Here is a 25,739-nt window from a genome sequence, read left to right as displayed (position 1 = left end):
GGCGCACCCCTCAGGTTCCCGTCTGTTTCCTTCGGTGCATGGCGAGCGCGACGGCCGCGATCAGAATAAGGCCCTGCACCACCTGCCGGACGGGTTGCGGCAGGCCGAGGAAGTTCAGAAGTGTGAAAATGGCGGTGAGCGCGAGCGCGCCCCCGACGGCGGCAGGAACAGAACCCCTGCCACCCAGGAGTTGCGCGCCGCCCAACACGGCGGCCGTAATGGCTTGAAGCTCGTATCCGGTGCCCACGTCGGTCGACACGCCCGCGAAGCCACCCAGAAGGATGCCCGCGATCGCGCCCGACAGGCCCGAAAGCATGAAGGCGGTGACGCGCACGCGGTTCACGGCGACACCGGCCAGCCGCGCGGCCACCGGGTTGTCGCCGATGGCGTGGACATGACGGCCAAGGTTGGTGCGGTGCATGAGCCAGGCGAAAAGGCCGACGACCACCACCAGCACGATGACCGATATGGGGATGAACCGGACCAGCGGAACGTCGCGGATCAGCTCGCGCCCGAAAAAGCGGAACGTGTCGGGCAGGTAGCCGCGCGGGGCACCGCCGGACCACAGGAACGCCACGCCGTTGAGCGTGATCATCATGCCCAGCGTGGCGATCAGCGACGGCACGCGCAGGAAACACACGATCAGCCCGTTCAAGGCCCCGACGCCCAGCCCGATCCCCAGCATTACCGGGATCACCCAGTAGGTCGCGGTCGGATCGTTGTTCGTGAGCATCGAGGAGCCGACCACGACCAGCGTGATGAGCGAGCCGACCGAAAGATCGAAGCCGCCCGAGGTGATGACATAGACCTGCCCAGCGGCAAGGATCGCCAAGGGTGCCGCGCGTTTGAGGAAATTCATGTAACCCGTCGGCTCGACGAACCCCGGATTCATGAAGATGATCGCGACGATCAGGGCCGCCAGCAGAATCCAGACCGGATTGATCTGCGGCAGGCGCCGCTTTGCGTTCTGGGTGTCGGGCCGGTCCGTCATGCCACGATCCTCTTCGACCGGATGGCATAGAACGCCACGGCGGCGACGATGATGATGCCGCGCAGCACCTGCTTGGCGAAACTGTCGACGCCAGCGATGTTGAAGACGCTGTCGATGAGCGAGAAGATCAGCATCCCCGCCATCGTCCCCCAGATGCCGCCACGTCCACCGGCCAGCACGGTGCCGCCGATCACCACGACCGCAATGCTTTCGAGGTCATAGACCCCGTCCGACCCGATCCACGGCGCGCCCGAGCGCAGGCGGGAGGCGAGGTAGAGGCCCGCGATGGCCGCGCAGACCGAGCAGATGACGTGGGAGAGGACCACGATCCGCCCGGTCTTGATGCCCGCGAACCGCGCGGCCTCTTCGTTGCCGCCGACCGCGTACATGTCGGAGCCGAACTTGGTGAATTTCAGCACGGCCCACGCGATCACCGCCATCGCGGCGAGGAACAGGAGCGCCAGCGGGAACGGCCCGACCTCGCCATAGGCGAAGACCTGAAACGCCTCCGGCACTTCGCCTGCGAAGTTCGACACGAAGGCCGACAGGCACCCCTGAATGATAAGGCTCATCCCCAGCGTCGCGATCAGCGGATTCACCTTGAGCCCGCTCACGACGAGCCCGTTGGTCACACCGACCACCCCGCCAAGCGCGACAGCCGCCAGCACGGCGGGCACGATCATGGCGGGCGAGCCGTCCATCACGACCGAGGCCAGAACGGCGGTGGCCGAGATCAGGCTCGCCACGCTCAGGTCGATGGAGGCCACGAGGATCACGAACGTCTGGCCGATGGCTGTGATCCCAAGCGCGATGGAGCGCCCGAGAATGGCGATGAGATTGTCGAAGGTCAGGTACTGCGCCTGATCGGTGGCGAGCGCGATGCCGACGTAGATGACGAACGCGCCCACCAACAGGATGAGCGGCGCCCAGCGTTCAAAGCGAAAGCCGGTTTTGCGGGGCGGGGCATCCTCGGCGATGCTCATGCCGCCACCTCCCCCTCGCCGGTCGCGGCGTGCATGATGTCCTGCTCGCTCGCGCCGTGGCCGAACTCGGCGGTGATGCGCCCCTCCTGCATGACCAGCACGCGGTCGGCGGCGCCGATGACTTCGGGCAGGTCGGACGAGATCATCAGGATGCCAGCGCCCTCGCGGGCAAGGTCGCGCATCAGGTGATAGATGCCCGCCTTGGAATTCACGTCGATGCCCCGCGTCGGCTCGATGAAGATCAGGAGCTTGGGGCGCATCGACAGCCAGCGGGCAACGATGGCCTTTTGCTGGTTTCCGCCCGACAGCGCGCGGATGTCCTGATCGTAAGACGCCGCGCGGATCTCCATGTGATCCAGCAGATCGTCCATGCGCCCGGTATCGGCATTCGCGTTGCGCCGGTCGCTTGCCCAGAGCGGCGCGAAGGCACGCGATGTCAGCATCCCGTTGTCCCGTACGGACTGCATGAGGACGAGGCCCTCGCTCTTGCGGTCGCCCGGCAACAGGCCGACGCCGCCGGTGATTGCCGCCCGCGGGTTGCGAAAGGACACCGCCGCGCCGTTCAACGTCACCTCGCCGTGGTCGAAGGGCGTCTCACCGAACAGCGCCATCGCGAGCGCGACGCGCCCCGCGCCCTGTATCCCGGCAAGCCCCACGATCTCGCCCGCGCGCACGTCGAGGTCGATGTCATGCAGCACCGTGTTCCCAGCGCCGCGCACGGTGAGGACGGTCTCGCCGATTTCTTCGGGCGTGGCGGGCGGCGCGTAGAAATCCTCGATGTCGCGTCCGACCATCGCACGCACGATGGCATCCGGCGCGGGCACCGCGTCGAACCGCGCCGCGACCTCGCCGTCCTTGAGAACCGTGACCCGGTCGGCCAGCCGCGTGATCTCACGCATCCGGTGGGTGATATAGATGATCGCGACGCCACGGTCGCGCAGCGTATCGACGGTGGTGAAAAGCTCCTCGCATTCCGCCTCGTTCAGCGCGGCGGTCGGCTCGTCCATCACGACGACACGGGCACCGGTCGAAACGGCCTTCGCGATCTCGACCACCTGCTGCGTGGCCACGTCCAGCTCACCTACCGTGCGGTCCGGGTCGATGCGCCCGGCGGCGGCGAAGAGCGCAAGCACTTCCTTTGTCTCGGCCCGCATCTTCGCCCCGTCGATCAGGCCGAAACGGGTGCGCGGCTCACGCCCCAGAAACAGGTTCTGCGCCACGGTCCGTTCGGGCAGCAGCGAAAATTCCTGGTAAATCACGGCGATCCCGGCGCGCAACGACTCCACCGGATGTGCGAAATGGACCGCTTCGCCGCCCACATGCACCGCGCCGCTGTCGGCGTGATAGACGCCCGACAGGATCTTGATGAGCGTCGATTTTCCCGCCCCGTTTTCCCCCACGAGCGCGTTCACCTCACCCGGCCGCACGTCGAAACTCACGTCCGAGAGCGCCCGAACGCCCGGGAAGGTCTTGGTGATGCCGCGCATTTCGATCACGGGGTCGGTCATGCGGCCTCCCACGCGCGGCGGATGGTGTCGTGGCTTTCGCGAAACAGCGTCTCGAAGTCGGGAAACAGTGGACGCCAGACGCGGGTGGCGGCGGCCAGCTCCGGCACGCCCGCGCCGAAGGCTTCGACCACGACATGCCCGTCGAAGCCGGTGTCCCGTACCGTCTTCAGAATTCCGGTAAAGTCGATCTGTCCGCGGCCCACGACCCCGCGGTCGTTCTCTGAGACATGCAGCACATGCAACTTGTCGCCCAGATGGCGGATCGCGTCGTGCTGGTCCCGCTCCTCGATATTGGCGTGGAAGGTGTCGTACATGATGCCGAAGGCGGGGTGGCCCACCCGGTCGGCATAGGCCCGCGCCTGATCCATCGTGTTCAGGAAATAGGTCTCGAACCGGTTGAGATGTTCGAGGGCGAGGATGTAGCCGCCCTTCGCCGCACGTTCGGCCATCGCGCGATGCGCTTCGACCCCCCAAGCGATCTCGTCTTCCGTCGGCCCCTGTCCGGTGAAATGCCCCATCGGCGCGTGGAACGGCCCGCCGATGGTCTCGGACCCCAGTGCCTCGGCGCAGTCCTGAATCCATGACAGGTGGTCCAGCCCGCGCTGGCGCACGGCGGCGTCCGACGACAGCGGGTTCGCGTCCGGGTCCGGCACGATCGAGGTCTGCGCCCGGCTCAGCCCCAGCGCGTCGAGCTTGCCGCCGAGCCACGCATAATGGTCGGGGTCGCCGCGCATCACCGGGATCTCGACATGGTCATAGCCGATCTCGGCGATCCGTTCGATCTGCGGAAGATGCTCGTCCTCGATGTGACCGCCGAGGCAGAGGAGGTTGATACCCAGTTTCATGGTGTCACCCAGCTGCTGTCATTTGCCGAGGACCGCACGCAGGCCTCGATGAACCGCATCCCGTCCAGCCCGTCCTCGATGGTCGGAAAAAGCAGGTCGTCGGGCAACGGCGCGCCTTCCCGCCGCGCTTGGATCGCCTGCGCCGCCGCGGTGTAGAGGTTCGCGAAGGCTTCCAGATAGCCCTCCGGATGCCCGCCGGGGATGCGGCTCGCGGTTGTGTTTCCCGCCGTCGCGCCCGCGCCGTTCCGGGTGAGAAGCCGCTTGGGTTCGCCGAAAGGCGTGAACCAGAGCGTATTGGGCTCTTCCTGAGACCATTCCAGCCCGCCCGCGTCACCAAAGACGCGCAGGCGCAGCCCGTTCTCGTTGCCCGGTGCCACCTGACTGCACCAGAGCATGCCCTTCGCGCCGCCCTGCCAGCGCAACATGACATGCGCGTTGTCGTCGAGCGTGCGGCCCGCGCCGAACGCATCCAGATCGGCGGCCAGCCGGTCGAGCGTCAGGCCCGACACGAAACAGGCGAGGTTGTAGGCATGTGTCCCGATATCGCCGATGGAACCACCGGCCCCCGAGCGTGCCGGATCGACGCGCCACTCGGCCTGTTTGCCCTCGGCCGGACCGGTCATCCAGTCCTGCACATATTCGACATTCACCAGCCGGAGCTTGCCCAGGTCGCCCGCCGCGATCATCTCGCGCGCCTGACGGATCATCGGGTAGCCCGTGTAATTGTGCGTGAGCATGAACAGCGCGTCGGAGTGGCGCGCGGCCTCGGCCAGTCGCGCGGCATCCTCCATCGTGGCCGTCAGCGGCTTGTCGCAGATGACGTGGATTCCGCGTTCGAGAAAGGCGATGGCGGCGTCGGCGTGAACATGGTTCGGGGTGACGATGGCCACCGCTTCGATCCCGTCGTCGCGCGCCGCCTCGGCCTCGGCCATCTGCGCGAAGTCGTCATAGCTGCGGGCCAGCCCCAGCGCCTCGGCGCTTGCCCGCGCCCGCTCGGGCGTGGAACTCAGCGCGCCGGCGACCAGCGTGTAATGCCCGTCGAGCCGCGCGGCGATCCGGTGGACGCCGCCGATGAAAGCATCACCGCCGCCGCCGACCATTCCAAGCCTGATCGGTGCGTTCGCCATGTCAACCCCCCAGTCCCAGCATCCTGCGGTTCGCCGCGTCATCCGCGCCGCCATCCGCGAAATCGTCGAAGGCGCGTTCGGTCACGCGGATGATGTGGTCGCGCACGAACTGCGCCCCTTCGCGCGCCCCGTCCTCGGGGTGTTTCAGCGCGCATTCCCATTCCACGACCGCCCAGCCGTCGAAGCCCATCGTCGTGAGCTTCGAGAAGATCGCGCCGAAATCGACCTGTCCGTCACCGGGGCTGCGGAAGCGCCCCGCACGGTTCGCCCAGGACTGATAGCCGCCATAGACGCCTTGCTTACCCGTCGGATTGAACTCGGCATCCTTGACGTGAAACATCCCGATCCGCTCGGCGTAGTCGTCGAGGTTGGCGATATAGTCGAGGCATTGCAGAACGTAATGCGACGGGTCGTAAAGCATCTTGGCCCGCGCGTGCTGATCCACCCGGTCGAGAAACATCTCGAAGGTGACGCCGTCATGCAGGTCTTCGCCCGGATGGATTTCGAAACAGATGTCGACACCGTTGTCCTCGGCATGGTCGAGGATCGGACGCCAGCGTTTCGCCAGTTCATCGAAGGCGGCCTCGACCAGTCCCTCTGGCCGCTGCGGCCACGGATAGACGTATGGCCAGGCCAGCGCCCCGGAGAACGCGCCCAGTGCGGTGAGGCCGAGGTTCTTCGACGCATCCAGCGCCAGCTTCACCTGGCGCTCCGCCCATGCCTGCCGCGCCTTGGGATCACCGTGGACCGAGGCGTCCGCGAAACCGTCGAAGGCGATGTCATAGGCCGGATGAACCGCGACAAGCTGGCCCTGAAGATGGGCGGACAACTCGGTCACGACGATCCCGTTCTCGGCGGCCTCGCCCTTGAACGTGTCGCAGTAATCGCGCGAGGTCGCAGCCTTTTCGATGTCGAAAAGCCGGTCGTCCCAGCTCGGCACCTGCACGCCGTCATAGCCGCAGTCGCCCGCCCAGCGTGTGATTTCGCGCCACGAATTGAACGGGGCTTCGTCCGACGCGAACTGCGCCAGGAACAGGGCGGGACCCTGAATCGTCTTCATGTAACCTCCCAACGGCCCCGTCTCCCGCAGGGCCTTGTGCGGCGGCACCGTCCTCCCGGCACCGCAGCAATGTATGAAATCGATTACATCTGATTCACTCCTCGTTTGCAATGAAAAATGTAATCGATTAACAAGCCACGGGGTTCAGGAGACGACATGAGAGCACGCGCAAGGATCAAGGACGTGGCCTCGCTCGCTGGCGTCTCCACGGCCACGGTAAGCCGGGCGCTGTCTTCGCCCGACACCGTCGGACCGGCCACCCGCGAAAAGGTCATGGAGGCGGTCAAGGCCACGGGCTACCGCATCAACGCCGCCGCCCGCGACCTGCGCCAGCGCCGCGCCCGGTCCATCCTGATCCTCGCCCCGGACCTGTCCAACACCTTCTTCGGCAAGATCTTCGCCGCGATCCAGGAAGAGGCGAGCGACGTGGGGCTCACGGTCCAGATCTCCGACAGCCGCATCGGGCGCGACCGTCTGCTGTCACTGGGCTACGACGGGCGGGCCGACGGGATCGTGCTGCTCGACGGGGGCATCGACCCGGAGGTCGTGAACGGCTGGAAGCTGCCGCTGGTGCAGTTGTCCGAATGGAATGACGAATACCGCGCGCCACGCCTCGGGATCGACAACCGGGCTGCCGCGCGGCTCGCCGTGGATCACCTCGCCGACCTCGGACACCGCGACATCCTGCATGTCAGCGGCCCGGGCGAGAACGTGCTCGGCGTCGAGCGGCAGGAGGGCTTTCTGATGGCCGCCGCTGACCGCGGGATGACCGCGACGGTCTTTCCCGGTGCCTTCACGCTGGAAGCCGGGGCACAGGCCGCGCGGCACTGGGCGGCGCTGGCGACCCGTCCGACCGCCGTTTTCTGCGCCTCCGACGAATGTGCGCTTGGCTTCATCTCGGAATGCGTCCACGCCGGGTTCGACGTGCCCAGTGACGTGAGCGTCGTGGGCTTCGACGACATCGACTTCGCCGACCGGTTCCTGCCCGCGCTCACCACGATCCGCCAGCCTCGCGCGGATATGGGCCGGGCCGCGGCGGCGCGCATCATCCAGATGGTCGAGGGCCGCGCGGCGGGGTCGGACAATGTCGATGCGCTCCCCACCGAACGGCTGGAGCCCGCACTGATTATCCGGTCCAGCACCGGCACACCCAAACGCAAGCCGGGCGCGCCGGCCTGATCGGGTCACGCGGCGGGTGGTTTCCCGCCGGTCCGTGCTGTCCTGACATCGCTCGCATGGCGCAGCCCCCGCAGCCATGTATGGTGGCGCCATGACCCTCATACGCCTCATCGCCGCGCTCTGCCTCATCGCCACCGCCGCCGGCGCACAGGATCGCGACGCGGTGGAACGACAGTTCCGCGCATGGCTCGGGTCCACGATCTGGCCCGAAGCCGCGTCGCGCGGCGTGTCGAGGCCGACGTTCGATGCGGCCTTCGACGGCGTGACCCTCAACTGGGATCTGCCCGACCTCGTCCCGCCCGGCACCACGCCCGAAACGCCCGAGGCGCAACGCCAGGCGGAGTTCGGGTCGCCCGGAAAATACTTCAACCGCAACGGGCTGGATGGCGCGACCTCGGTAGGGCGGGTGATGGCCGCCCGCCATGCCGAAGCGCTTGCGGCCGCCGAAGCCGCGACCGGCGTTCCGGGGCGCATCGTGCTCGGCGTCTGGGGGCGTGAGAGCGGATATGGCCGGGTGCCGATCCGTTATGACGCCTTCGAGGTGCTGGGCACCAAGGGTTTCATGAGCACCCGCGCGGCCTATTTCACGCAAGAGCTTCTGGCGGCGCTCGAAATCGCCGAAGCGGGCCACCGGGCGCCCCGCAGCATGAAAAGCAGTTGGGCGGGGGCACTGGGCCAGCCGCAGTTCATGCCGACCAGCTTTCTCGACTACGCGACCGACGGCGACGGGGACGGCGACCCCGACATCTGGACCTCCGAAGCCGACACCATCGCCTCCATCGCCGCCTACCTCGCCCGCCACGGCTGGGTGGCCGGGCGCGACTGGGGGTTCGAGGTGCGCGTCCCCGACAGCGTGAGCTGCACGCTCGAAGGCCCCGATCAGGGCCGCACCATCGCCGCATGGGCGGACATGGGAATTACGCGGGTCAGCGGACGGCCCTTTCCCGAGCATGAGCGGGCAGGCGAAGGCTACCTGATGATGCCCGCAGGCCGAAAAGGCCCGGCATTCATCGTGACACCGAATTTCTATGTCCTGAAGGACTACAACACGAGCGACCTCTACGCGCTGTTCGTGGGGCATGTGGGCGACCGCATACGCTACGGTATGGGCGACTTTTCGGCGCCGTGGGGCGAGGTCGGCGGGCTCTTGCGCTCCGACATCGCCGACATGCAGCGCGCGCTGGTGGCGCAGGGGCATGACGTGGGCGGCGTGGACGGGCTTCCCGGCTACAAGACCCGCCGTTCGATCGGGCGCTGGCAAGAGGCGACAGGCCGCAACCCGACCTGTTTTCCCGAGGCGGACATGACGGACACGCTCGCCCGCTGACCCTCAGGCCCCGATGATCGCGAACGCGGCCCAGTAGCTCGGATGACGTTCAAGCGGGACCGTCGCGCCCTCAATCACCTCGAGTACCGTTTCGCGCAGTGCGGCGGCGTTCGACAGGTCCGGGCGTGCCGCGAGCCGCCCGACAAGGCCCGACGATATGCGCGCCGACGCTGTCGAATAGACCGACCAGTGGGTCACGAGAAGGGCGCGCGCGCCGGCGTGAAAGAAACTCCCGGCAAGCCCCGACAGCCCCGCCTGACCCGGCGTCTCGCCCGCCGCCGTATTGCAGGCCGACAGGACCACGAGCCGCGCGGACAGCGTGAGCCGCGCGATCTCTGCCGGGGTCAGCAACCCGTCATCCTCGAGGCTGGCCGTCTCCGGTGGCGTCAGGACCAGACCGGGGGCCACCGCGCCCCGCTCGCCCGCGATCAGCCCGTGGGTGGCAAAGGTGATCACGTCGTATCCTGACAGCGTGCCCGCCGCATCCCGCGCCTTGATCGCCCGCTCGGTGGCCTCGCCGCGCAGGAGTATGTCGCCGCGCCCGATGGCCGCGCGCATCGCCTCCACCTCGCAGGCCGTGTCGGCGAGACGGTCGAGCTTGCGCAACTCGGCGGGGGCGGCAAGGCGGATGCCCTCGCGCAGCGGCCCAAGGACCGTATCTCCATCGCCCGCCGCCCCGCGCAGCGCCGCGACCTGGATCGCCGCGCAGGCGATTGCGCCCGTGTTTCCGACGAGCGGATCTCCGACCCCGAGGAAGGTGGTGCCGACATGCCCGTCCGCGCCCGCCCGCAACGTCCGGAAGGCGGGGATCGACGGCAGCACCGACACCGCGTGGTCGCGGATGAACCACGGTGCGCTGGCAAGGTCATGGGGGCCGGGTGCCGTGACGAGCGCGGCGAAGGGCAGGTTCAGCAGATCACCCGGCGGCGCGATGATGACGGTGTCCGCCCCGTCGAGCGCGGCCGCGATCCCGCCGAAAAGGTCGGTGTAGAGGTCATGCGCGACGGCCCAGTCAAAGACCGGCTCCTGCGGCGTTGCGGTGGGTGGCAGCATCGAGCCGCGAAAGAGCGGGCCGGAAAACGCCGCGCCGCAGCCCGGATCGCTCACCGCCATTTCACACCGCAGCGCGGCCACCCGCTCGACCAGCGTGGCGCGGCGTACTTCGCGCACCGGTCCGACCGTCACGCTGTCGGCGGTGATGGCGATGGCACGGTTGGAGGAGCCGTCCAGGCCGGGCAGCCGTTCCGGCGACAGGCCGGGGAGGCTGAAGGTCACGAAAACCTCGCCGGGCGCAAGCCGCGCCTGTATCTCGTCCAGTCCCAGCGCGTCGATCCCGCCCGCCCCGGTGAGCGACAGGTCCGATTCGGCCAGCGCCGCGTCCGCATCAGCCAGGGCAGCGGTGGCCCGCGCCTCCCGCGCCCGCAATCCGCTCAGGTCCGCATCGGTCGCATAGGCCTGCGCGATGGCGGAACGGAGGCGCGAGATGTCTTCCTGCGCGTCCTGCCGGGTCTTGAGAAGCACCGCGAGCGCCGGGTCCTCCTGCACGAGCCGCGCGGCCATCGACGTCACGGCCTCGGCCGCGCGGTTAACCTGCGTCCACTGGATCGCCCGCAGCGCCGCATCCACGTCGGCGCGCGCCGGTGCAGGCGCGTCGAGCAGGAGCCATGCGTAGAACTGGAAGTCGAAGCCATTGTCGGCCAGCGCGTCGCGGTTCTCCGGCGCCTTGTGAATCTCCACCGCCGCGCCCAGTCCGGCGAGGGCAGTGTCCCGGTCGCCTGCCAACAGCGCGTCGATCCCGCGTGTGCGGGCGATACTCGCGATGAGCGGCGCGGTGGGGGGCAGGGTTGCCGCCGCCGTCACCCCGGCCTCGTCCAGCAGGTCGCGGGCGGCGGCCCGGTCGCCGAGCGCATAGAGGTGGTCTGCCACGTTGTAGAGCGCGAGCGCGCGGTCGGCGTGGTCCTCGGGGTAGTTCTCACGGACGGACGCGGCCCAGCGATAGGCCGCCTCGAACGGGGCGTCGCCGGTGATCCGGGCAAGCTGCGCGGCGACCTCGTCCAGCCGGGCTGCGGTGGGCCGGTCGCCGGGGGCGAGACCCGCCTCCCGCGCGTCCGCCAACGCCGCGCGCCCGGTGTCGATATGCGCGCGCGCCGTCGCAACATCCTCGCGCGCCACCGCGAGTTTCGCCCGGTTCGTTGCCTCGATCATGCGGTCGACGGGGCTAAGCACGGCCCATTCCCCGGCGGGCATCAACGCATCCGCGCGCACATAAAGCGCATCCGACAGGCCAAGATCCCCGCGCTGCCACGCATTCGCGGCCAGGTCCGAGAGCAGGAACGCCCGGTCGCCCGCGCGCGCCTTGCCCGCCTCCGCGATGGCCAGCGCCTCCTGCAATGTCGCGGCGGCCCGGGCATACTGTCCCAAAGCCGCTTCCGCCGCCGCCCGCTCCCGCAACGCCTGCGCGACCCGGGCGTCGTTGGGCGGATAGACGACACGAGCCAGCGCTACGGCCATCTGCGCATAGCCAAGCGCGACCTGCGACTCCGCACCATAGGTCCGGCGCTGCGACAGGGTCAGGACGTTTTCCGCGATCTCCGCAAGCTGCGCACGCTCGTCCTCTGTCACCTCTCCGGTCCCGGCCCATTCCCCCAGCGCATCCGCCGCAGCCCCGAAGTTCCCCGCGAAATAGTTCAGCGTGAAAAGCCGGAACAGTGCGGTATGCGCGAAGACCTCGGCCTGATCCGCGGGCACGACGACCTGCGCGATCAGGATGCGCGCGCGGATGAGGTGGGCGACATCCTCGATCTTCCCGGCCTCTTCCAGCGCTTCCTGCCGCTCGAAAAGCGTGTCGATCAGCGTGGTCGCGGAATAGCCCCCGGTGACCGCGATCATTTCCTCCATGAAGCCGACCATCCGCCCGTAGTCCTCCAGCGCGAAGGACAGGTCGACCGCCCGTGCGGCGGCGAGCCCGTGGTTCGCCTTGCCCCGCGCCATCGTCATGGCCTGTCGGACCGCGTCGATGGCGGCGGCCCGGTGGCCGGCAGCGTCGAGGGCAGAGGCGTGGAAAAACGCCACGCCCAGCCCCGGCGCACTCGCTTCAAGGCCCGCCGTCGCCGCAAAGTCCACGGCGCGGGTCGTGGTGGCGAGGATGGTGTCGGCATCCTCGCCCGCCGCGCCCATCAGGACGAGCAGGTTGTTCAGGGCCCACAAGTAAGCCTCGGGTTCGGCTGCCGCCGCCGCCATGTCCACCGCAAGGGCGTCTTCGGTCAGCGCCCGCGCCGTGGCGAGATCCCCGGCCTGATAGGCCGCGATGGCCTGCTGGTTCAGGGCGTCGATCCCCTGCGCCCCGGCGGGCGGGGCGAGGAGCAGGGCCAGTGCAAGGGCTGCGGCGCGGCTGCTAGCCCCCCACATGCCCGGCGATCCAGTCGAAATACGACGACAGCCGCGTGTAGACCGCATACAGGTCTTCATGCGCGCAACGGGACTCGGCCGAAAGCGGCTCACGCCCCCAGCTGACGATCCCGACCTGAACCCAGTCGCCGTCCGGTGCCTGCATCAGGAGCGGTCCCCCGGAATCCCCCGAACACGACGTGCGTTTGCCAGACGGGACACCAGCGCAGACCATGTTCTCGGTCAGGCGCGGGTTAATGTTGGTGGACAGGATCGAGAACGCCTCCTCGAGCACCTCCATCGGGATGCCGTTGGACTCCCCCACACCCAGAAGGAAGCCGCCCAGTTCGCGCCGCGCCTGTTCCGCCATCCCCTCGTTGCAGGTGGCGTTCGGGACCACGTCGATTGTCGTCTCCATCAGCACTTCGGGAAAAGTGCCGTCATCCAGCATGCCCCAGCCGATGACCATCGCCGGCGCGTTCGGGATCATCTCGCCCTGCGGAATAAGGGGCACCGTGCCGACCGGCCCGGACGGTTCGTTGATGGGCTGGTCCAGCTGGACCAGCGCGATGTCATTGTCGAACAGGTCCGGGTCGTAGGCCTCGTGCGGGATGACGCGCGCGACCCCCCACAGGTCGCCCTGATAGACGACATGGGAACTGGTGCGCACGAGAAGATCCTCGGGCGCGAGCGCGTTGTTGTCCTCGTCCACGACGCAATGTGCAGCGGTCAGGACCCATTGCGGCGTGATCATCGTGCCGCCGCAGAATTGCGAAAGGAACACCCCTTCGGCCGTGTCGTCGAGCTTTGCCGGATCGTGAAGGGAAACGGCGGCGGGCCAGGCCCCCGGCTCGGCGGGCTGGCCGCCCACGATCCGGGTGTCGCCCGACGGCTCGGCCATCGCGCGCATTCGGGTGACATAGTCGCGCACGGTTTCTCCGGCCGGATCAGCGCCTGATTGGGCGAGGTCCTGCGCGGGTGCGGCCGTGGCAAGCAGCGCCGCCGCGAGTGTTGCTGGAATGATCAGTTTCAATGGTTCGTCCTCCGTGTTGTCAATTTCGCTGCTCGCCTGCCAGCGCAATGGCCTTGGGCACGACTGTCCAGTCGAAGGCCTCGACCCAGATGTCGGGTGCGCCGCCGAAGCCCGTGCCGCCCCGCAGGCTGCGGGTGCGCGTGAGGCGCGTCAGAAAGTCGTCCACCGCCGCGGCCCGCGCCCCGCGCGTCAGGGGCGCGCCGTCGCAGGTCTCGACGAGACCGGTGAGGTTCAGGGGCGCCGCGTTCTCGGCCGCCTCGCCGACGACGATGAACATGCGTTCCTCCCCGGCGCTGTAACCTGCGGGGCTGTAATTCCCCGCGCAGTCCGAACAGATCCACACATCCTGCCCGAGCGCGACGGCGGCGGCGGTGTCCTCCACCCGCGCGTAATCCGCGTGAACGCAGTAATGCGCGTCGATATGGATGCGGTTCACGTCATACGCGCCCGCGATCGTGCCCTGTGCCGCCACGCTCAGGGTGTCGCATTGCTTGAGTTCGGCGCGTGGCGTCAGGGGGCGCGCTGCGTCCGGTGCGCGTCGGGCGACGGCCGCAAGGCATTCCTCGGTCGGGTCGACATTTGTGCCGAGCGGGGCGAGGTCGGATGACGCGACCGGCGCCACGCGCGCCGCGACCGGCACCGGCGTTCTGAACATGATGGACCCGGCATCGGCAATGGCACCGAAGGCATGGGCCATCGTCTCGGCCCGCGCGATCCGCGCGATGAGCGGTGCGAGCGGGGCCTCGCCCGGTGTCCAGCGCAGGCCGATGGGCTGGCCCTCGATCGCGACACGGGGCCCGAACCAAAGCGACGCGCCGTCCCATCCGACTGCGACGTCGTAATCCTTTGCGTCGAGACGCAGCGACAGCTCCGGGGTGTCGAGCGCCTGCAACAGCGCGACATGGGCAGTATGATCGGCAGCGAGGGGCGCGCCCGTCGCGATCTCCACAGGCGGGGCGAAAACGACCGCAAGATCGACGGGGCGGGCGATCACCTCGGCGAACCGCGCGTCGGCAGGAAGCTGACCGGTGGCAGGGCAGGGCGCGTCGGCCTCCGGCCTGCACGCCGCGCTCACCGCCGTAAGCCGCGCATCGCGGGCGCCAAGGTCTGACAGCTGCGCCCGCCCGATCCAGTCCCCCGCCGGGCCGTTCGCTTCCGCCAAAAGGCCCACGAGCGTCCCGTCGAGCATCCCGTGGATCTGTCCCGCGCCGATCCGCCCCCGCTCTACCGGGAAACGGCGTGCGGATGCGCCGTCCGCCGCGCCGAAGAGGGGCCGGTCGATCAGGTCGCCCTCCCACAATGGCGTCTGAAGCCGCGCACCGCCGGGAATGCTGCGGTCGTTCATGTCGGCGAGCACGGCCTGAAAGAGCTGGCGAAAGGTCCAGTCGCCGCCGTCGGCCAGACGCGCGGCGAGCTGCGAGGAAAAGAGCCCGTACCAATCCTGCGTCGCGCCGGTACCGCCGAAATCGAGCTCATGCGCCCGTTCGGTCGATTGCGCCGCGTAAAAGGCGACGATCCCGCCGGGCAACCCGGCCCCGCCCGCTTCGTCGCGCCCCTCGCCACGCATCGGCGGCGCGATGCCCGTCGGCGGATCGACGTAGCGCGCGACAAGTCCGGACGACCCCGCGCGTAACCCGGTGCCGGAATTGCAGCTGTCCATCACCAGCCAGACATCCGCGCCCGTGGCCCGGATCGCATCCAGCGCCGCGCCGATCTCGTCATCCGTGATCGCGTTTACGAACAGGCCGGTTTCCCGCGCCCGGTTCGTGGCGTCCGCGGGCAGAAACACCTCGTCCTGCCCGTCCGTCTCGTCACCGTTCAGGTCTTTCTGGCGCGAGCCGTGGCCGGAGAGATGAACGTAGACGAGGTCGCCCGGCCCGACATGTCCGGCCCGCTCGCTCAGCGCGGCAAGGATCGCTGCCCGCGTCGGACGCGCCGCGCCTTCCGTGTGGTCCGCCAATACCGTGATGTCGCGAACGCCGCGTGACGCGAGCGCCTCGCCCAGAAGGCGGACGTCGTTCGGCGGTCCTTTCAGGTCGTCGATCCCCGACCCCTCGGCATAGTCCCCCACGCCGACAAGAAGCGCCGAAACCTCGGCCCGCGCAAGGGCGGGGCCAAGCCAGACAGCCAGGCATAGGGTAATCCTCGCGAGCACCTTCACCCGCCCCCCTGTTGGGCCTTCCTCAAAAAGCAATTCGATTCGCAATGTCCCAGCTTACGCCCGCTTCGTGAAAAGCCAAAACGACCGGGATGGCTTTACAGGTGCCCCGGACCAGCTAGCATGGCCGGAGTTGCGCCAGAGGTTATTCCATGTCCGTTTTCCGCCTGATCCTCGCCCTCGTTCTGGCGGTCTCCCTGCATCTCCCCACGCGCCTCGCGGCCCAGACCACGGATGCGCTCGCCGGTCTTCAGATCGCCCTCGCGGACCCGGAGGCGCTGCCCCCGGAGGAGGTCATCGAGCGGATCGACGCGGCGCTGATCGACGCGTCACTGGCCGATCCCCGGCTCATCTTCGACCTTCAGATGCTCAAGGCGGACGTGCTCGAGGATCTCGGGCGCCGCGACGAGGCCGCGTTGCTCTATGCGCAGCTCGGCGATTTCGCGGCGCGGGAGCGCGAGACGCTGGAGCGCGATCCGGTCGCGCTTTACGAAACGGCCATCACGCTGTTTCGCGACACCGGCGACCTCGCCTCGGCCGCCACAGCGGTGGAGCGTATCCTCGGCGAACAGCGCGACGCGGGCGCCGGCGCCGATGCCATCGCGGACACGCAGGACCGGCTCGCGGCCCTCGCGCGGGAGACCGGCGATACCGCGCTGGCGGAAGAATACGCAGCGGCGGCGCAGGCCACCCGGACTACGCCCGCCCCAAGCAGGTCGGTCGATGATGACGGCGGCTATCACGAGGTCGAAGTGTTCTATGCCACCGACCGCGCGCGGGGGAACGAGGCCATCCCGGCAGAATTCTATTCCGGCCAGCGCGGTACGCTGGAGTTGGGCATCGCGACGGTGACGATCCCCAACGATCACCAGACCGCCATCGTGGAGTCCCCGACGATCTGGAAGCTCCAGTTCGGCCCGAACCCGGCCAAGCATGTCGTTCTGCAAAGCGTGACGCCGGTCACCGACGGGGATTTCTGGGACGGGATGCGCACCCGGCTCGAAGATCGTGCGGCGGACGACATATTCGTCTTCGTCCACGGCTTCAACGTGGCGTTCGAGAAGGGGATGCGGCGCACGGCGCAGATGGCCCATGACATGAAGTTCCCGGGCGTTCCGGTGCTCTATTCCTGGCCCTCTCGCGGATCGGCCTTTGCCTATGTCGCAGATGCGGCGACCGTCAGGGTCTCGGCCCGGCGGCTGACCCATTTCCTCGACGATATCGTGGCGCGGTCCGGGGCCGGGACGATCCACCTCGTCGCGCATTCGATGGGCAACCGCGCGCTCACCGATGCGCTCGAGCTGATGGCGCTGCGCCGTGATGTCGGGCCGGGTGATGCCCCGCCCTTCGATCAGGTGATCTTCGCCGCGCCCGATGTGGATGCGGGGCTGTTCTCGGCCATGCTGCCGACCATCCGCCCGCTGGCCGAACGGCTTACGCTTTACGCCTCCGACCGCGATTTCGCTCTGGCCACGTCGCGGCGGCTTCACGGTCGCGCGCCGCGTGCGGGGCAGGGGGGCGACGACCTCCTCGCCCTCGAAGACCTCGACAGCGTGGATATGTCCGCGCTGGGCGACGACATGCTCGCGCATACCTACTACGCGTCGGACAGTTCCGCGCTCGCCGACCTCGTGACGCTGTTTTACAGCAACGCCGAGCCCGCGCGGCGCTGCGGCCTGTCGCCCCGTATGCCCGACAGCGCGGCGGTCCCGGTCTGGACCTATGCGGCCGACAGTTGCGCGGACAAGGCGCTGGTCGAGGTTCTGACGAAGATCAGGCGCGGGCGCATCACGAGCCTCGACCTCGCCCAACAGGTGCTGGCCGACACGGTGCTTGACCCGGCCCTGCGCGCCACGCTCGTTCCCGTTGTGCGGCGGCTCATGAGCCGGTGAGCCTCAGCCCCCGAAATCCGTGAGCGGTGCGCCAAGGTTCGCCTCGATGCGCAGGAGCAGATCGGTCAGCAGGGCGCATTCGGCTTCGCTCAGTCCCCCCAACGCACGTGCGGTATGCGCGAAGGCGAGGTTGCGCACGGCGGCATAGCTCTCCCGCCCCCGGTCCGTGAGCGCGAGCGAGCGCACGCGCCGGTCCGCGTCGCCCTTGCGCCGCTCGACAAGCCCGTCCGCGACCAGCCGGTCCACCATACGGCTTGCCGTCGGCTGCTCGATCATCGCGTAAGAGGCGATGTCGCTCATCGTCACGGACCCGTTGACCGCGAGCACCGCAAGCACCCGCCAGTTGGAGATCGAGATTCCGTGGGGCTTGAGGTCCGACTTGAGCAGCTGGTTGAGCTGAAAGGCCGTGCGGTTGAGCAGGTAGGGCAGGATGCGTTCGAGGACCACGGTGTCGTCCGCATCCGAGCCGCCGTCCATGTAAGGGCGCATCGGAGGGGTCATGGCAAGGCTTCGGGTCATGGCGCGATACGTCCTGCAACACACTCGAATTCACCGGTCCGCAATACCCCGCGCCGGAACGTGGGTCCACCAATGCACAATATAGCTGAAGCTTTCGGCGACGACATGCGGAGGCGTTGACCCTGACTTGGGCGCGGGCGACAGTCAGCGCTAACAGGACGGGCCGCCGACTCGCGCGGCCCTGCGCAAGGTGGAGTGACGCATGACTTTTCTTGGGATCGACCTCGGCACATCCGGGCTCAGGGCGCTGCTCGTGGACGACGCAGGCCAACCTATCGGGGCGACGGAGCGGCACTACAAGGTGAGCCATCCCCATCCCGGCTGGTCCGAGCAGGACCCGGCCGACTGGATCGCCGCCCTCGAAGGGGCCGTGGCGGAACTGGCCCAGAACCATCCGGCGTTTCGCGACCTCGCGGGCATCGGCGTGGCGGGGCATATGCACGGCGCGACGCTGCTGGATGCGCAAGGCGCGGTGCTGCGCCCCTGCATCCTGTGGAACGACACCCGCTCGGCGGAAGAGGCGCGCCGGCTGGACGGGATGCCGGGTGTGCGCGCGGCGTCGGGCAACATCGTCTTTCCCGGCTTCACCGCCCCCAAGCTCGACTGGGTGCGCGACCATGAGCCGGAGGTGTTCACGCAGGTCGAAACGGTGCTCCTTCCCGCGGCCTACCTGAACTTCTTCCTCACCGGCACGCCGGTCACGGATATGTCCGACGCGGCCGGCACCGCCTGGCTCGACACCGGCGCGCGGGACTGGTCCGACGACCTGCTCGCCGCCGGTCACATGCGGCGCGACCAGATGCCCGCCCTTGTTGAGGGTTCTGACCGCGCAGGCGTGTTGCGACCCGAGTTGCTCGAAGCCTGGGGCCTTACCGGGCCCGTCACGGTCGCGGGTGGTGCGGGCGACAACGCGGCGGCGGCCTGTGGGATCGGCGCGCTGAACGAGGGGCAGGGCTTCGTCTCGTTGGGCACCTCCGGCGTCCTCCTCGCCGCGCGGGACGGCTATCGCCCCGCGCCGGAAACGGCGGTCCATACCTTCTGCCACGCGGTGCCGGGGCGCTGGTATCAGATGGGGGTGATGCTCTCGGCTACCGACAGCCTCAACTGGCTCGCGGGCATCGCGGGCACCACGCCCGCCGGGCTGACCGCCGATCTTGGCGATGCGCTCGCCGCCCCCGGCACGGTGCGGTTCCTGCCCTATCTCTCTGGCGAGCGCACACCGCACAACGACGCCGACATCCGGGGGGCCTTCACCGGCCTGTCCGCTGCCACGACCCGCGACGACATGACCCGCGCGGTGCTGGAGGGCGTGGCCTATGGCCTGCGCGACAGTTTTGAAGCGCTGAAGGCCACCGGCGCCCAGATGGACGGCCTCATGGCCATCGGCGGCGGCGCGGCCTCGCGCTACTGGCTGCGCCTCATCGCGACGGTGCTGGGGGTGCCGCTTGCGCTGCCCTCGGGCGGCGAGTTCGGCGCGGCGTTGGGCGCGGCCCGGCTCGGCATGGCCGCGACCGGACGCGATGTGCAGGAGATCATGACCGCGCCGGACGTGGGCGAGGTGATCGACCCCGTGGACGACCTTCGCGAGGTGTACGAAAGCGCCTATCAGGCCTTTCGCGCGGCCTATCCGGCGATCCGGTCCATCCAGTAGGGATCAGACGAGCGCCGTATCCGCGTGCAGCTTGTGAACCACGTCCATCATGCCCGACAGCCCTGTCTTCGCATAGATGTTGCGCAGATGGGTGCGCACGGTGGGCATCGAACAGTCCAGCCGCCGCGCGATTTCGGCGGGCTTGAGCCCGTCGGCCAACGACCGGCACACCCGCGCCTCGGCCCGCGTCAGGTCGAAGTGATTCTCATGCGACAGAAGCGGAAGCACCGCACGCGGGTCATAGTCGGACACATGGCCGAGCATCCGCGACACCAGCCCCTTCTTGCGCAGCGACCATAGAAAGGCGAGTTCGGAGGCGAGAAGCTCGGTCACAGCCGGGTCCGCGCAGGCCATGAAGAGGATGTCCGCGTGACCGTCGGACTTGCCGAGCAGGACCGTGAACTTCTCGAAATACTCGCCCGAATAGGTCTTGAGCCCTCCGACCTCGCCCTCGGCGGCCGTCGCGACCAGCGCGTTCAACTTGCGGCTGTCGACGCCGCCCACGTCCACGATGATCTCGGCTTCCGGCGCATCGTCATAGAGCCGGACGAGCGCGAGTCGGTCCGCCTTGGTCGCCACCGCGATCGCCTCCGCCATCGAACGGAAGTCGGCCTGTCCTGACAAAGTGAGGGTCGCCATGTGACCGACTCGCACGAAACAGCCGAGGTCTGAGGTGATGGACGCCGCCGCGATCCGGCGGTGGTTGGCTGGCATGACCATGGGGAAACCTTCCGAACTGGGTACTTAACGGGGCCATTCAACTAAGAAGGTGTATCCAGATTGGGGAATATTTGAGGTATTTTTGACGAGGCCGTTAACCTTTGGCGGGCCTGCCAACGTCGCAGATTGCGAATTTTTGGGGCGGAACGTCCCGGTTCCGGGCTGATTGTGTCCGAGGCCCGGCAATTCTGTGACCAAACAGTGCAAAGGACAGGTTCTCCTACCCCCGGACGCCGGACAAGAACAACCCAGAGTTGTATCTCTCATCCGTTTGGATGATGTAAGCCGCCGGGCAATCCGACACCTTTCTGAGCATTGAAGCGGGCCACTGTGGCTTCGTCAGTAACCAGGAGCAGTCATGTTCAACATCATCAAATCCACCCTCGGTCGTTTCCGCAAAGACGAAAGCGGCGCAACTCTCGTGGAATACGGGATCGCGCTGTCCCTCGCCATCACCATCGGCGCAGGCGCGTTCCTCACCCTGTCCGGCGACGTGTCGGAATCGATGGGCGCCGCGTCTTCGGCCCTGCCGGACGCCCCTGCGGCCCCGAGCTGATCCGCCCGAGGGGCACGCGCCGCACAGCAGAAACAGGCGTAAGGCGCGTGCCCGTTTCACTCCGCCCGATCCATGAGGCGGAGACGTGTTCAATCCGTACGAGTAGAGCAGTTCATGCGTATCGCCCCCATCCTCCTTGCCAGCAGCGGCATCGCCCTTGCACTCGGCTGCGCCGTCGTCGCCCAGCGTGTGCTGGGGACCGAGACGCCGGTCGCGCAGGTGGCCGAGACACCGGAAACGGTGGTCCTCATCGCCGCCGCGCGCGACATCAGGTTCGGTGAAGCGATCCGGCGCGACGACCTCGTGCCGCAGACCTGGCCCGCCGATCTCGTCCCCGACGAAGCCTATGACAGCGCCACGGCGCTTCTGGGGGTCGAGGGCACCGCGCCGCGCCGCGCGACCCAGACGATCCGCGAGGGGGAAGTGATCCTCGCGCGAAACGTCTCGGAGTTCGGGGCCACGGTCACCATCGGCTCGACGCTCGCCCCCGGCACCCGTGCCGTTGCGATCCGGGTCAACGCCGACACCGCCGTCGGCGGCTTCGTCAGCCCCGGTGACCGCGTGGACATCGTCCTCACCGAAGGGCGCGGCGACACGCTGCGCACCGGCGTCATCCTTCAGGACACCCGCGTCCTCGCCGTCGATCAGGACACCGAGGCACGCGGCGCGCGCATGGCCCGCACCATCACAGTCGAGGTCGCGCCCCGCGACAGCCAGCGGCTCGTCCTCGCGCAGGAAGCGGGGCAACTCAGCCTCATCCTGCGCCACGAAGGGCCCGAGGAGCGCACCGACGCACCCGACCAGATCACCATGCGCGATGTCTGGGGCGACCCGGAACCGGAACCGGAACCCGAGGTCGTCGTGCAGGCCCCCACCATCGACCCGACCACCGTTCGCGTCCGCCGGGGCGTCGCCTCGGAAGAGATCGTTCTGAGCCAATGACCCGCCGCCCGCCGTTCAATCGCTGCCGTCCGCTCGCGGACGAAAGCGGCGCGATCCTTGTCGTCTTCGCGCTCATGCTCGCGATCTTCGCTGGGATCATGGCGCTGAGCTACGACTTCGGCCGGGTCGCGGCCACGCAATCCGAGATGCAGAGTTTCGCCGATACCGTGGCCCTCGCCGCCGCCGGCGAACTCGACGGCGGACCCGACGCTATCGAGCGGGCCGAACGCGCGGCGACCACGCTCATCACCGACCTCCAGACCTACGGCGACGGCGGCGCGACCCTCGATGCGGACGACATCACGCTCGCCTTCTACGCGCTGCGCCCGGATGCGCAGGGGGCCGTCGCGCAGACCTCCACCCCACAGGCTGCCCGCTTCGTCTCGGTTCGGCTGGACGACCGGGGCGTCGCCCCTGTCTTCGGCGCGGTCTTCGCGGCGCTTGGCGGCGACACCGCCGGGCGCGATACGGCGGGGGCTCACGCGGTCGCGGGGTTCACCCGCTACGCCTGCAACGTGACCCCGCTGATGATCTGCGCCCCGTCCGCGAGCTTCGACATCAGCGCGAACGTGGGCCGCTCGCTCGACCTGCACCTCGCCGCAGACGCGGGCCAGTTGGCTGCGGGAGCCATCGCGCCGCTCGACCCCGTGGCCGATCTCATCGGTCTGGACGGGGTTTGCGCGGGACTGTCCGGCATCGGGCTGGACATCTGCATGATCGCGGGCGAAGCGGACAAGCCCGTCTGCCTTGCCGACGACGGGGTGTCGGTGCGCGACAGTCTTTTGTCCGTCAGCCTGGATGCCGCGCTCAACATTCCCTTCGACATCTACGACGGGCCGGCGGGTGACCTCTTGGGCGATGCGCTTTACCCGGCGGCCTCCAACGTGCTGTCCTCCTTCGCGCCCTCGGCGGGAAGCTGTCTCACCAGTTCCAACGCCACGCTTGGCGCGAGCCTCGGCTTGCCGCTTGACGATTGTCAGTCGGGCGGAAGCTGCGGTGTGCTGGGCGATGGCGACTGGGCCACGGGGCGCGACCTCTACATCGAGGCCAACTACGGCGGGGACGACCCGCATCCTGAGGCCGAGACGCGGTTCGATCTCTACGTTGCCGAGCTTGAGGCCGCGCTTGAAGGCGACACCGGCTCCGGCTCAGGCGGGCTCGTGGGCGGTCTCCTTGGCGGTGTTGGTGATGTGCTCGACCTCGACGTCGGCCCGACCTGCACGCCGGAGACGTCCGAAGACCCGGCCCGCCGCGTCATCTCCGCCGCCGTAGTCGATTGCGGGGCGAACGCCGTCACCGCCGGGTCGCGCGACGTGCCCGTGCTGGGCTATGCCGAGCTGTTCCTGATGGCCCCCGTCGGGCTGGACGGCACCGACGGTCTGGCGGTCGAGATCGTGGGCCAGATCGGCCCCTCGCCCGCCGACAACGTGACGGGCGCCGCGCTGCGCGATGTCGTGAGACTGTACGACTGATGCGCGCCCGGTCCCATATCCGGCGCTTCGCCCGGCGCGAGGATGGCGCGGTTCTGGCCGAGTTCGGCCTCGTCCTGCCGCTGATGCTCGTGCTCTTTGCCCTGTCGATCGAGGCGGCGCGCACGTTCTGGGCCTACCAGGCGACCATCGCCGGCGTGCGCGATGCCACGCGCTACGTCACCCGCGCTCAGGACGGGGCGATCTGCGACTCGGCCTCTCCCGACCTCGATGCCTGGGGTCCGGCGCTGACGGATATGGTGCGCAACGCCGCCGACGGCACGCCGCTCTTCCCGTCCTCGATCACCGTGTCCTCGGTGGTCGCGAGCGTGGCCTGCGTCGCGGGCGACTACCGCCAGTCGGTCGTGCCGGTCGCCACCGTCACGGCGGCGCTCGAGATCACCTATCCCTTCGCCCGCGTCTTTCGCCTCACAGGGCTGGAGCTTCCGACCGCGAACACCGTAGTGCGCGACAGCGGCAGGATTTTCGGCACATGAACGCCCGCCGCCTCATATCGCGCGCGCGCCGGTTCTGGCGCGACGACGCGGGCAGTGCTCTTGTCGAGATGGGGTTGGTGATGCCCCTGTTCCTTCTACTCGCCTTCGGCCTGATCGACTTTGGCCGCCTCGCATTTTCCTATGTGATGGCCCAGAAGGCGACCGAGCAGGCGGTGCGTGCTGCCGTGGTCGCAAGCCCCGCCTGTGAGGGGCTTGCGACCCGGAATACGCGCGGGCCGCAGGCCGCGCAGGTGGTGCCCTTCGGCACCGCCTGCCGCGCCCAGACCGGGCTTTGCGCCGATCCCGGCCCGGTCAGCTGCACGGCGGACGCGGGAGAGACCGGGCAAGCGATCCATGCCCGCATCCAGGCGCTCCTGCCGACGAATGCCACCGCCGCGAACCTGCGCTTTTCCTATGCCTTCGACGACAATCTCGGGTTCCTCGGCGGCCCCTACACGCCGCATGTCACCGTCGAGATCATCGACCTCGGCTTTGAATTCGTGACCCCCATCGGCGCGCTCGCCACCCTCCTGTCGGCCAATGACGACGGACGGGTGGGGCAGGGCTTCGCCTTTCCCAGCATGAGCGCTTCGCTCCCCGCCGAAATCCTGCGTGATGGAGACGCATCATGACCGACCCAGCCTTCGCCAGCCGCCGCGCCCCCGCACCCGCCCTCGTGGCGGACTCGCCAGCCGCGGCCCCGTCACCCCGCCGCACCCGCACCCTCATGCTGGGCGGCACGCCGGGCGTGGCCGAGATGGTCGCGCGCGGCCTGGCCCGCGACGAAAACCTCGACGTCGATTTCCGCCCCCATTCGCTCGCCGACTACATGACCCGCGCCGATGCGGATCTGGCCGGCGTGGAGCTTCTGGTCTTCGAAGTCCGGCCCGGCGACGACACCGACCTCGCCGTGATCCGCGAGCTCAAGCGCCACTTCGGCGACGCGCTCCAGATCCTCGGCGTGACCGGTGACGCGCTCACCCTCGCGACCGCGCGCAATCTGATGGACGCTGGCGTGGCCGAGGTGATCCCGCTGGCCAGCACCCAGCCGCAGATGGCACAGGCCGCGCCACTCGACGATGCCCCCGACATGCCTGCGACTCAGGGCGGTAACGGCCACAACGGCATGATCCTCGCCGTCGCCGGCGCTGCGGGCGGCATTGGCACGACGAGCTTTGCGCTGAACCTCGCCACGCGCCTCGCCGCCCGCGAGCGTAAGTCCACCGACCCGGCCCCGCGCGTGGCGGTCGTCGACCTCGATTTCCAGAACGGCGTCCTCGGGGCCTCGATCGACATGACAGACGGCGGGGCCTACCTCGAAATGTTGCAGGGGCAGGCCGATCCCGACCAGCCCTTCCTCGACCGCGCGCTCGCGACCTACGGTCCGGGCGGGTTCGACGTGATGGCCGCGCCCGTCACCCTTGCGCCGCTCGACGCCATGACGCCCGACCTGGTCGCGCGCCTGCTCGACACCCTGCGCACCGCTTACGACCACGTCATCCTCGATCTGCCCCGTGCGCTGGTCGACTGGGTCGATGCCGTGCTCGCCCGCGCCGACCGCTTCTTCATCCTCGGCGACACCTCGGTCCACACCGTGCGCCAGATCCGCCGGATGATCGACCTCTACACCGACGACCATGCTGCGCTGCCGGTCGAGGTGGTCATGTGCCGCGAGAAAAAGCCGGGGGCCACTCACCTGCGCGAGGCCGAGCATTTCCTTGGCCAGCCCCTCGCCACATGGCTCCCCCGCGACGACCGCGCCGCGGGGCGTGCCCGCGACCACGGTCAGCCGCTCGCCCTCGCCGCGCCGCGCTCCGCCGTCGTGCGCGCGATGGGGCCACTCACGGAAGCGGTCCGCGCCGATTTCGCCAACACCAGCCGCCGGAGGGCCTGAC

General features: G+C 68.7%; 21 protein-coding genes. 10 read left to right on the top strand and 11 right to left on the bottom strand.

The features are described from left to right. Positions 1–10: 10 nt before the first annotated feature. From B2585_RS11125 to B2585_RS11100, 6 genes are read right to left on the bottom strand one after another with little or no spacing between them, the layout of a single operon-like run. Positions 11–991, bottom strand: a complete 981-nt coding sequence (locus B2585_RS11125) for an ABC transporter permease (protein ID WP_292023036.1) — start codon at positions 989–991, stop codon at positions 11–13. Continuing rightward, positions 988–1,974 carry an ABC transporter permease gene (locus B2585_RS11120; RefSeq protein ID WP_292023034.1) on the bottom strand — a complete coding sequence of 329 codons (987 nt, stop codon included), beginning with the start codon at positions 1,972–1,974 and terminating at the stop codon, positions 988–990. The genes B2585_RS11125 and B2585_RS11120 overlap by 4 nt, the downstream gene beginning before the upstream one ends. Beyond that, positions 1,971–3,482, bottom strand: coding sequence for a sugar ABC transporter ATP-binding protein (locus B2585_RS11115; protein WP_292023032.1), 1,512 nt, complete (start codon positions 3,480–3,482; stop codon positions 1,971–1,973). The genes B2585_RS11120 and B2585_RS11115 overlap by 4 nt, the downstream gene beginning before the upstream one ends. Beyond that, the gene (locus B2585_RS11110) at positions 3,479–4,327 is read right to left on the bottom strand and encodes a sugar phosphate isomerase/epimerase family protein (protein WP_292023030.1); all 849 of its coding nucleotides are present in this window, start codon (positions 4,325–4,327) and stop codon (positions 3,479–3,481) included. The genes B2585_RS11115 and B2585_RS11110 overlap by 4 nt, the downstream gene beginning before the upstream one ends. Beyond that, a complete protein-coding gene (locus B2585_RS11105) occupies positions 4,324–5,454 on the bottom strand; it encodes a Gfo/Idh/MocA family protein (protein WP_292023029.1) in 1,131 nt (376 codons plus the stop codon). Before B2585_RS11105 ends, B2585_RS11110 begins: the two co-directional genes overlap by 4 nt. Before the next feature lies 1 nt (position 5,455). Then, entirely contained in the window at positions 5,456–6,514 is a 1,059-nt protein-coding gene (locus tag B2585_RS11100; RefSeq protein WP_292023027.1) for a sugar phosphate isomerase/epimerase family protein, read from the bottom strand. A 156-nt stretch (positions 6,515–6,670) separates the two neighbouring features. On the opposite strand from B2585_RS11100, the gene B2585_RS11095 reads away from it, so the two are divergent. Together B2585_RS11095 and B2585_RS11090 are read left to right on the top strand one after the other, a co-directional pair. After that, positions 6,671–7,693, top strand: a complete 1,023-nt coding sequence (locus tag B2585_RS11095) for a LacI family DNA-binding transcriptional regulator (protein ID WP_292023026.1) — start codon at positions 6,671–6,673, stop codon at positions 7,691–7,693. Between the two features lie 91 nt (positions 7,694–7,784). Further along, entirely contained in the window at positions 7,785–9,020 is a 1,236-nt protein-coding gene (locus B2585_RS11090) for a lytic murein transglycosylase (protein WP_292023024.1), read from the top strand. A gap of 3 nt (positions 9,021–9,023) precedes the next feature. Here B2585_RS11090 and B2585_RS11085 read toward each other — a convergent pair whose 3' ends face one another. The 3 genes from B2585_RS11085 to B2585_RS11075 are packed head-to-tail and all read right to left on the bottom strand — an operon-like array spanning position 9,024 to position 15,595. Next, on the bottom strand, positions 9,024–12,428 hold the full coding sequence (locus B2585_RS11085) for a CHAT domain-containing tetratricopeptide repeat protein (protein ID WP_292023022.1): 3,405 nt from the start codon (positions 12,426–12,428) through the stop codon (positions 9,024–9,026). Continuing rightward, entirely contained in the window at positions 12,415–13,440 is a 1,026-nt protein-coding gene (locus tag B2585_RS11080) for a S1 family serine peptidase (RefSeq protein WP_292023020.1), read from the bottom strand. Before B2585_RS11080 ends, B2585_RS11085 begins: the two co-directional genes overlap by 14 nt. 19 nt (positions 13,441–13,459) lie before the next feature. Then, a complete protein-coding gene (locus tag B2585_RS11075) occupies positions 13,460–15,595 on the bottom strand; it encodes a caspase family protein (RefSeq protein WP_292023018.1) in 2,136 nt (711 codons plus the stop codon). Positions 15,596–15,750: 155 nt separating this feature from the next. On the opposite strand from B2585_RS11075, the gene B2585_RS11070 reads away from it, so the two are divergent. Next, a complete protein-coding gene (locus B2585_RS11070; RefSeq protein ID WP_292023016.1) occupies positions 15,751–17,490 on the top strand; it encodes an alpha/beta hydrolase in 1,740 nt (579 codons plus the stop codon). Positions 17,491–17,493: 3 nt separating this feature from the next. On the opposite strand, the gene B2585_RS11065 is transcribed toward B2585_RS11070, so the two are convergent. Then, positions 17,494–18,009: a MarR family winged helix-turn-helix transcriptional regulator gene (locus tag B2585_RS11065; protein WP_292023014.1), complete on the bottom strand. Its 516-nt coding sequence runs from the start codon at positions 18,007–18,009 to the stop codon at positions 17,494–17,496. A gap of 202 nt (positions 18,010–18,211) precedes the next feature. Between B2585_RS11065 and xylB the strand changes: the two genes are divergently transcribed. Then, positions 18,212–19,660, top strand: coding sequence for a xylulokinase (xylB, locus tag B2585_RS11060; RefSeq protein ID WP_292023013.1), 1,449 nt, complete (start codon positions 18,212–18,214; stop codon positions 19,658–19,660). Positions 19,661–19,663: 3 nt separating this feature from the next. Here the strand turns inward: xylB and B2585_RS11055 are convergent, their stop codons facing one another. Next, positions 19,664–20,380 (bottom strand): helix-turn-helix transcriptional regulator, encoded by a 717-nt coding sequence (locus tag B2585_RS11055; RefSeq protein WP_292023012.1) that lies wholly within the window; start codon positions 20,378–20,380, stop codon positions 19,664–19,666. A 358-nt stretch (positions 20,381–20,738) separates the two neighbouring features. On the opposite strand from B2585_RS11055, the gene B2585_RS11050 reads away from it, so the two are divergent. The 6 genes from B2585_RS11050 (at position 20,739) to B2585_RS11025 (ending at position 25,738) form a co-directional block, all read left to right on the top strand. After that, positions 20,739–20,936, top strand: coding sequence for a Flp family type IVb pilin (locus B2585_RS11050; RefSeq protein ID WP_292023008.1), 198 nt, complete (start codon positions 20,739–20,741; stop codon positions 20,934–20,936). 114 nt (positions 20,937–21,050) lie between these two features. After that, complete coding sequence (cpaB, locus tag B2585_RS11045) at positions 21,051–21,878, top strand: Flp pilus assembly protein CpaB (protein ID WP_292023006.1); 828 nt, start codon at positions 21,051–21,053, stop codon at positions 21,876–21,878. Further along, positions 21,875–23,350 (top strand): pilus assembly protein TadG-related protein, encoded by a 1,476-nt coding sequence (locus tag B2585_RS11040; protein ID WP_292023004.1) that lies wholly within the window; start codon positions 21,875–21,877, stop codon positions 23,348–23,350. The genes cpaB and B2585_RS11040 overlap by 4 nt, the downstream gene beginning before the upstream one ends. Beyond that, positions 23,350–23,844 carry a TadE/TadG family type IV pilus assembly protein gene (locus tag B2585_RS11035; RefSeq protein ID WP_292023002.1) on the top strand — a complete coding sequence of 165 codons (495 nt, stop codon included), beginning with the start codon at positions 23,350–23,352 and terminating at the stop codon, positions 23,842–23,844. The genes B2585_RS11040 and B2585_RS11035 overlap by 1 nt, the downstream gene beginning before the upstream one ends. Then, complete coding sequence (locus tag B2585_RS11030) at positions 23,841–24,476, top strand: TadE/TadG family type IV pilus assembly protein (protein WP_292022999.1); 636 nt, start codon at positions 23,841–23,843, stop codon at positions 24,474–24,476. Before B2585_RS11035 ends, B2585_RS11030 begins: the two co-directional genes overlap by 4 nt. Further along, complete coding sequence (locus B2585_RS11025) at positions 24,473–25,738, top strand: AAA family ATPase (protein ID WP_292022997.1); 1,266 nt, start codon at positions 24,473–24,475, stop codon at positions 25,736–25,738. The genes B2585_RS11030 and B2585_RS11025 overlap by 4 nt, the downstream gene beginning before the upstream one ends. Position 25,739 lies beyond the last annotated feature (1 nt).

It is taken from the genome of Maritimibacter sp. UBA3975, from assembly GCF_002384975.1.
In the GTDB taxonomy this organism is placed as follows: Bacteria; Pseudomonadota; Alphaproteobacteria; order Rhodobacterales; family Rhodobacteraceae; genus Maritimibacter.
Note: the sequence above shows the minus strand (reverse complement) of the source record. Positions and strands in the feature narration are given on the sequence as shown.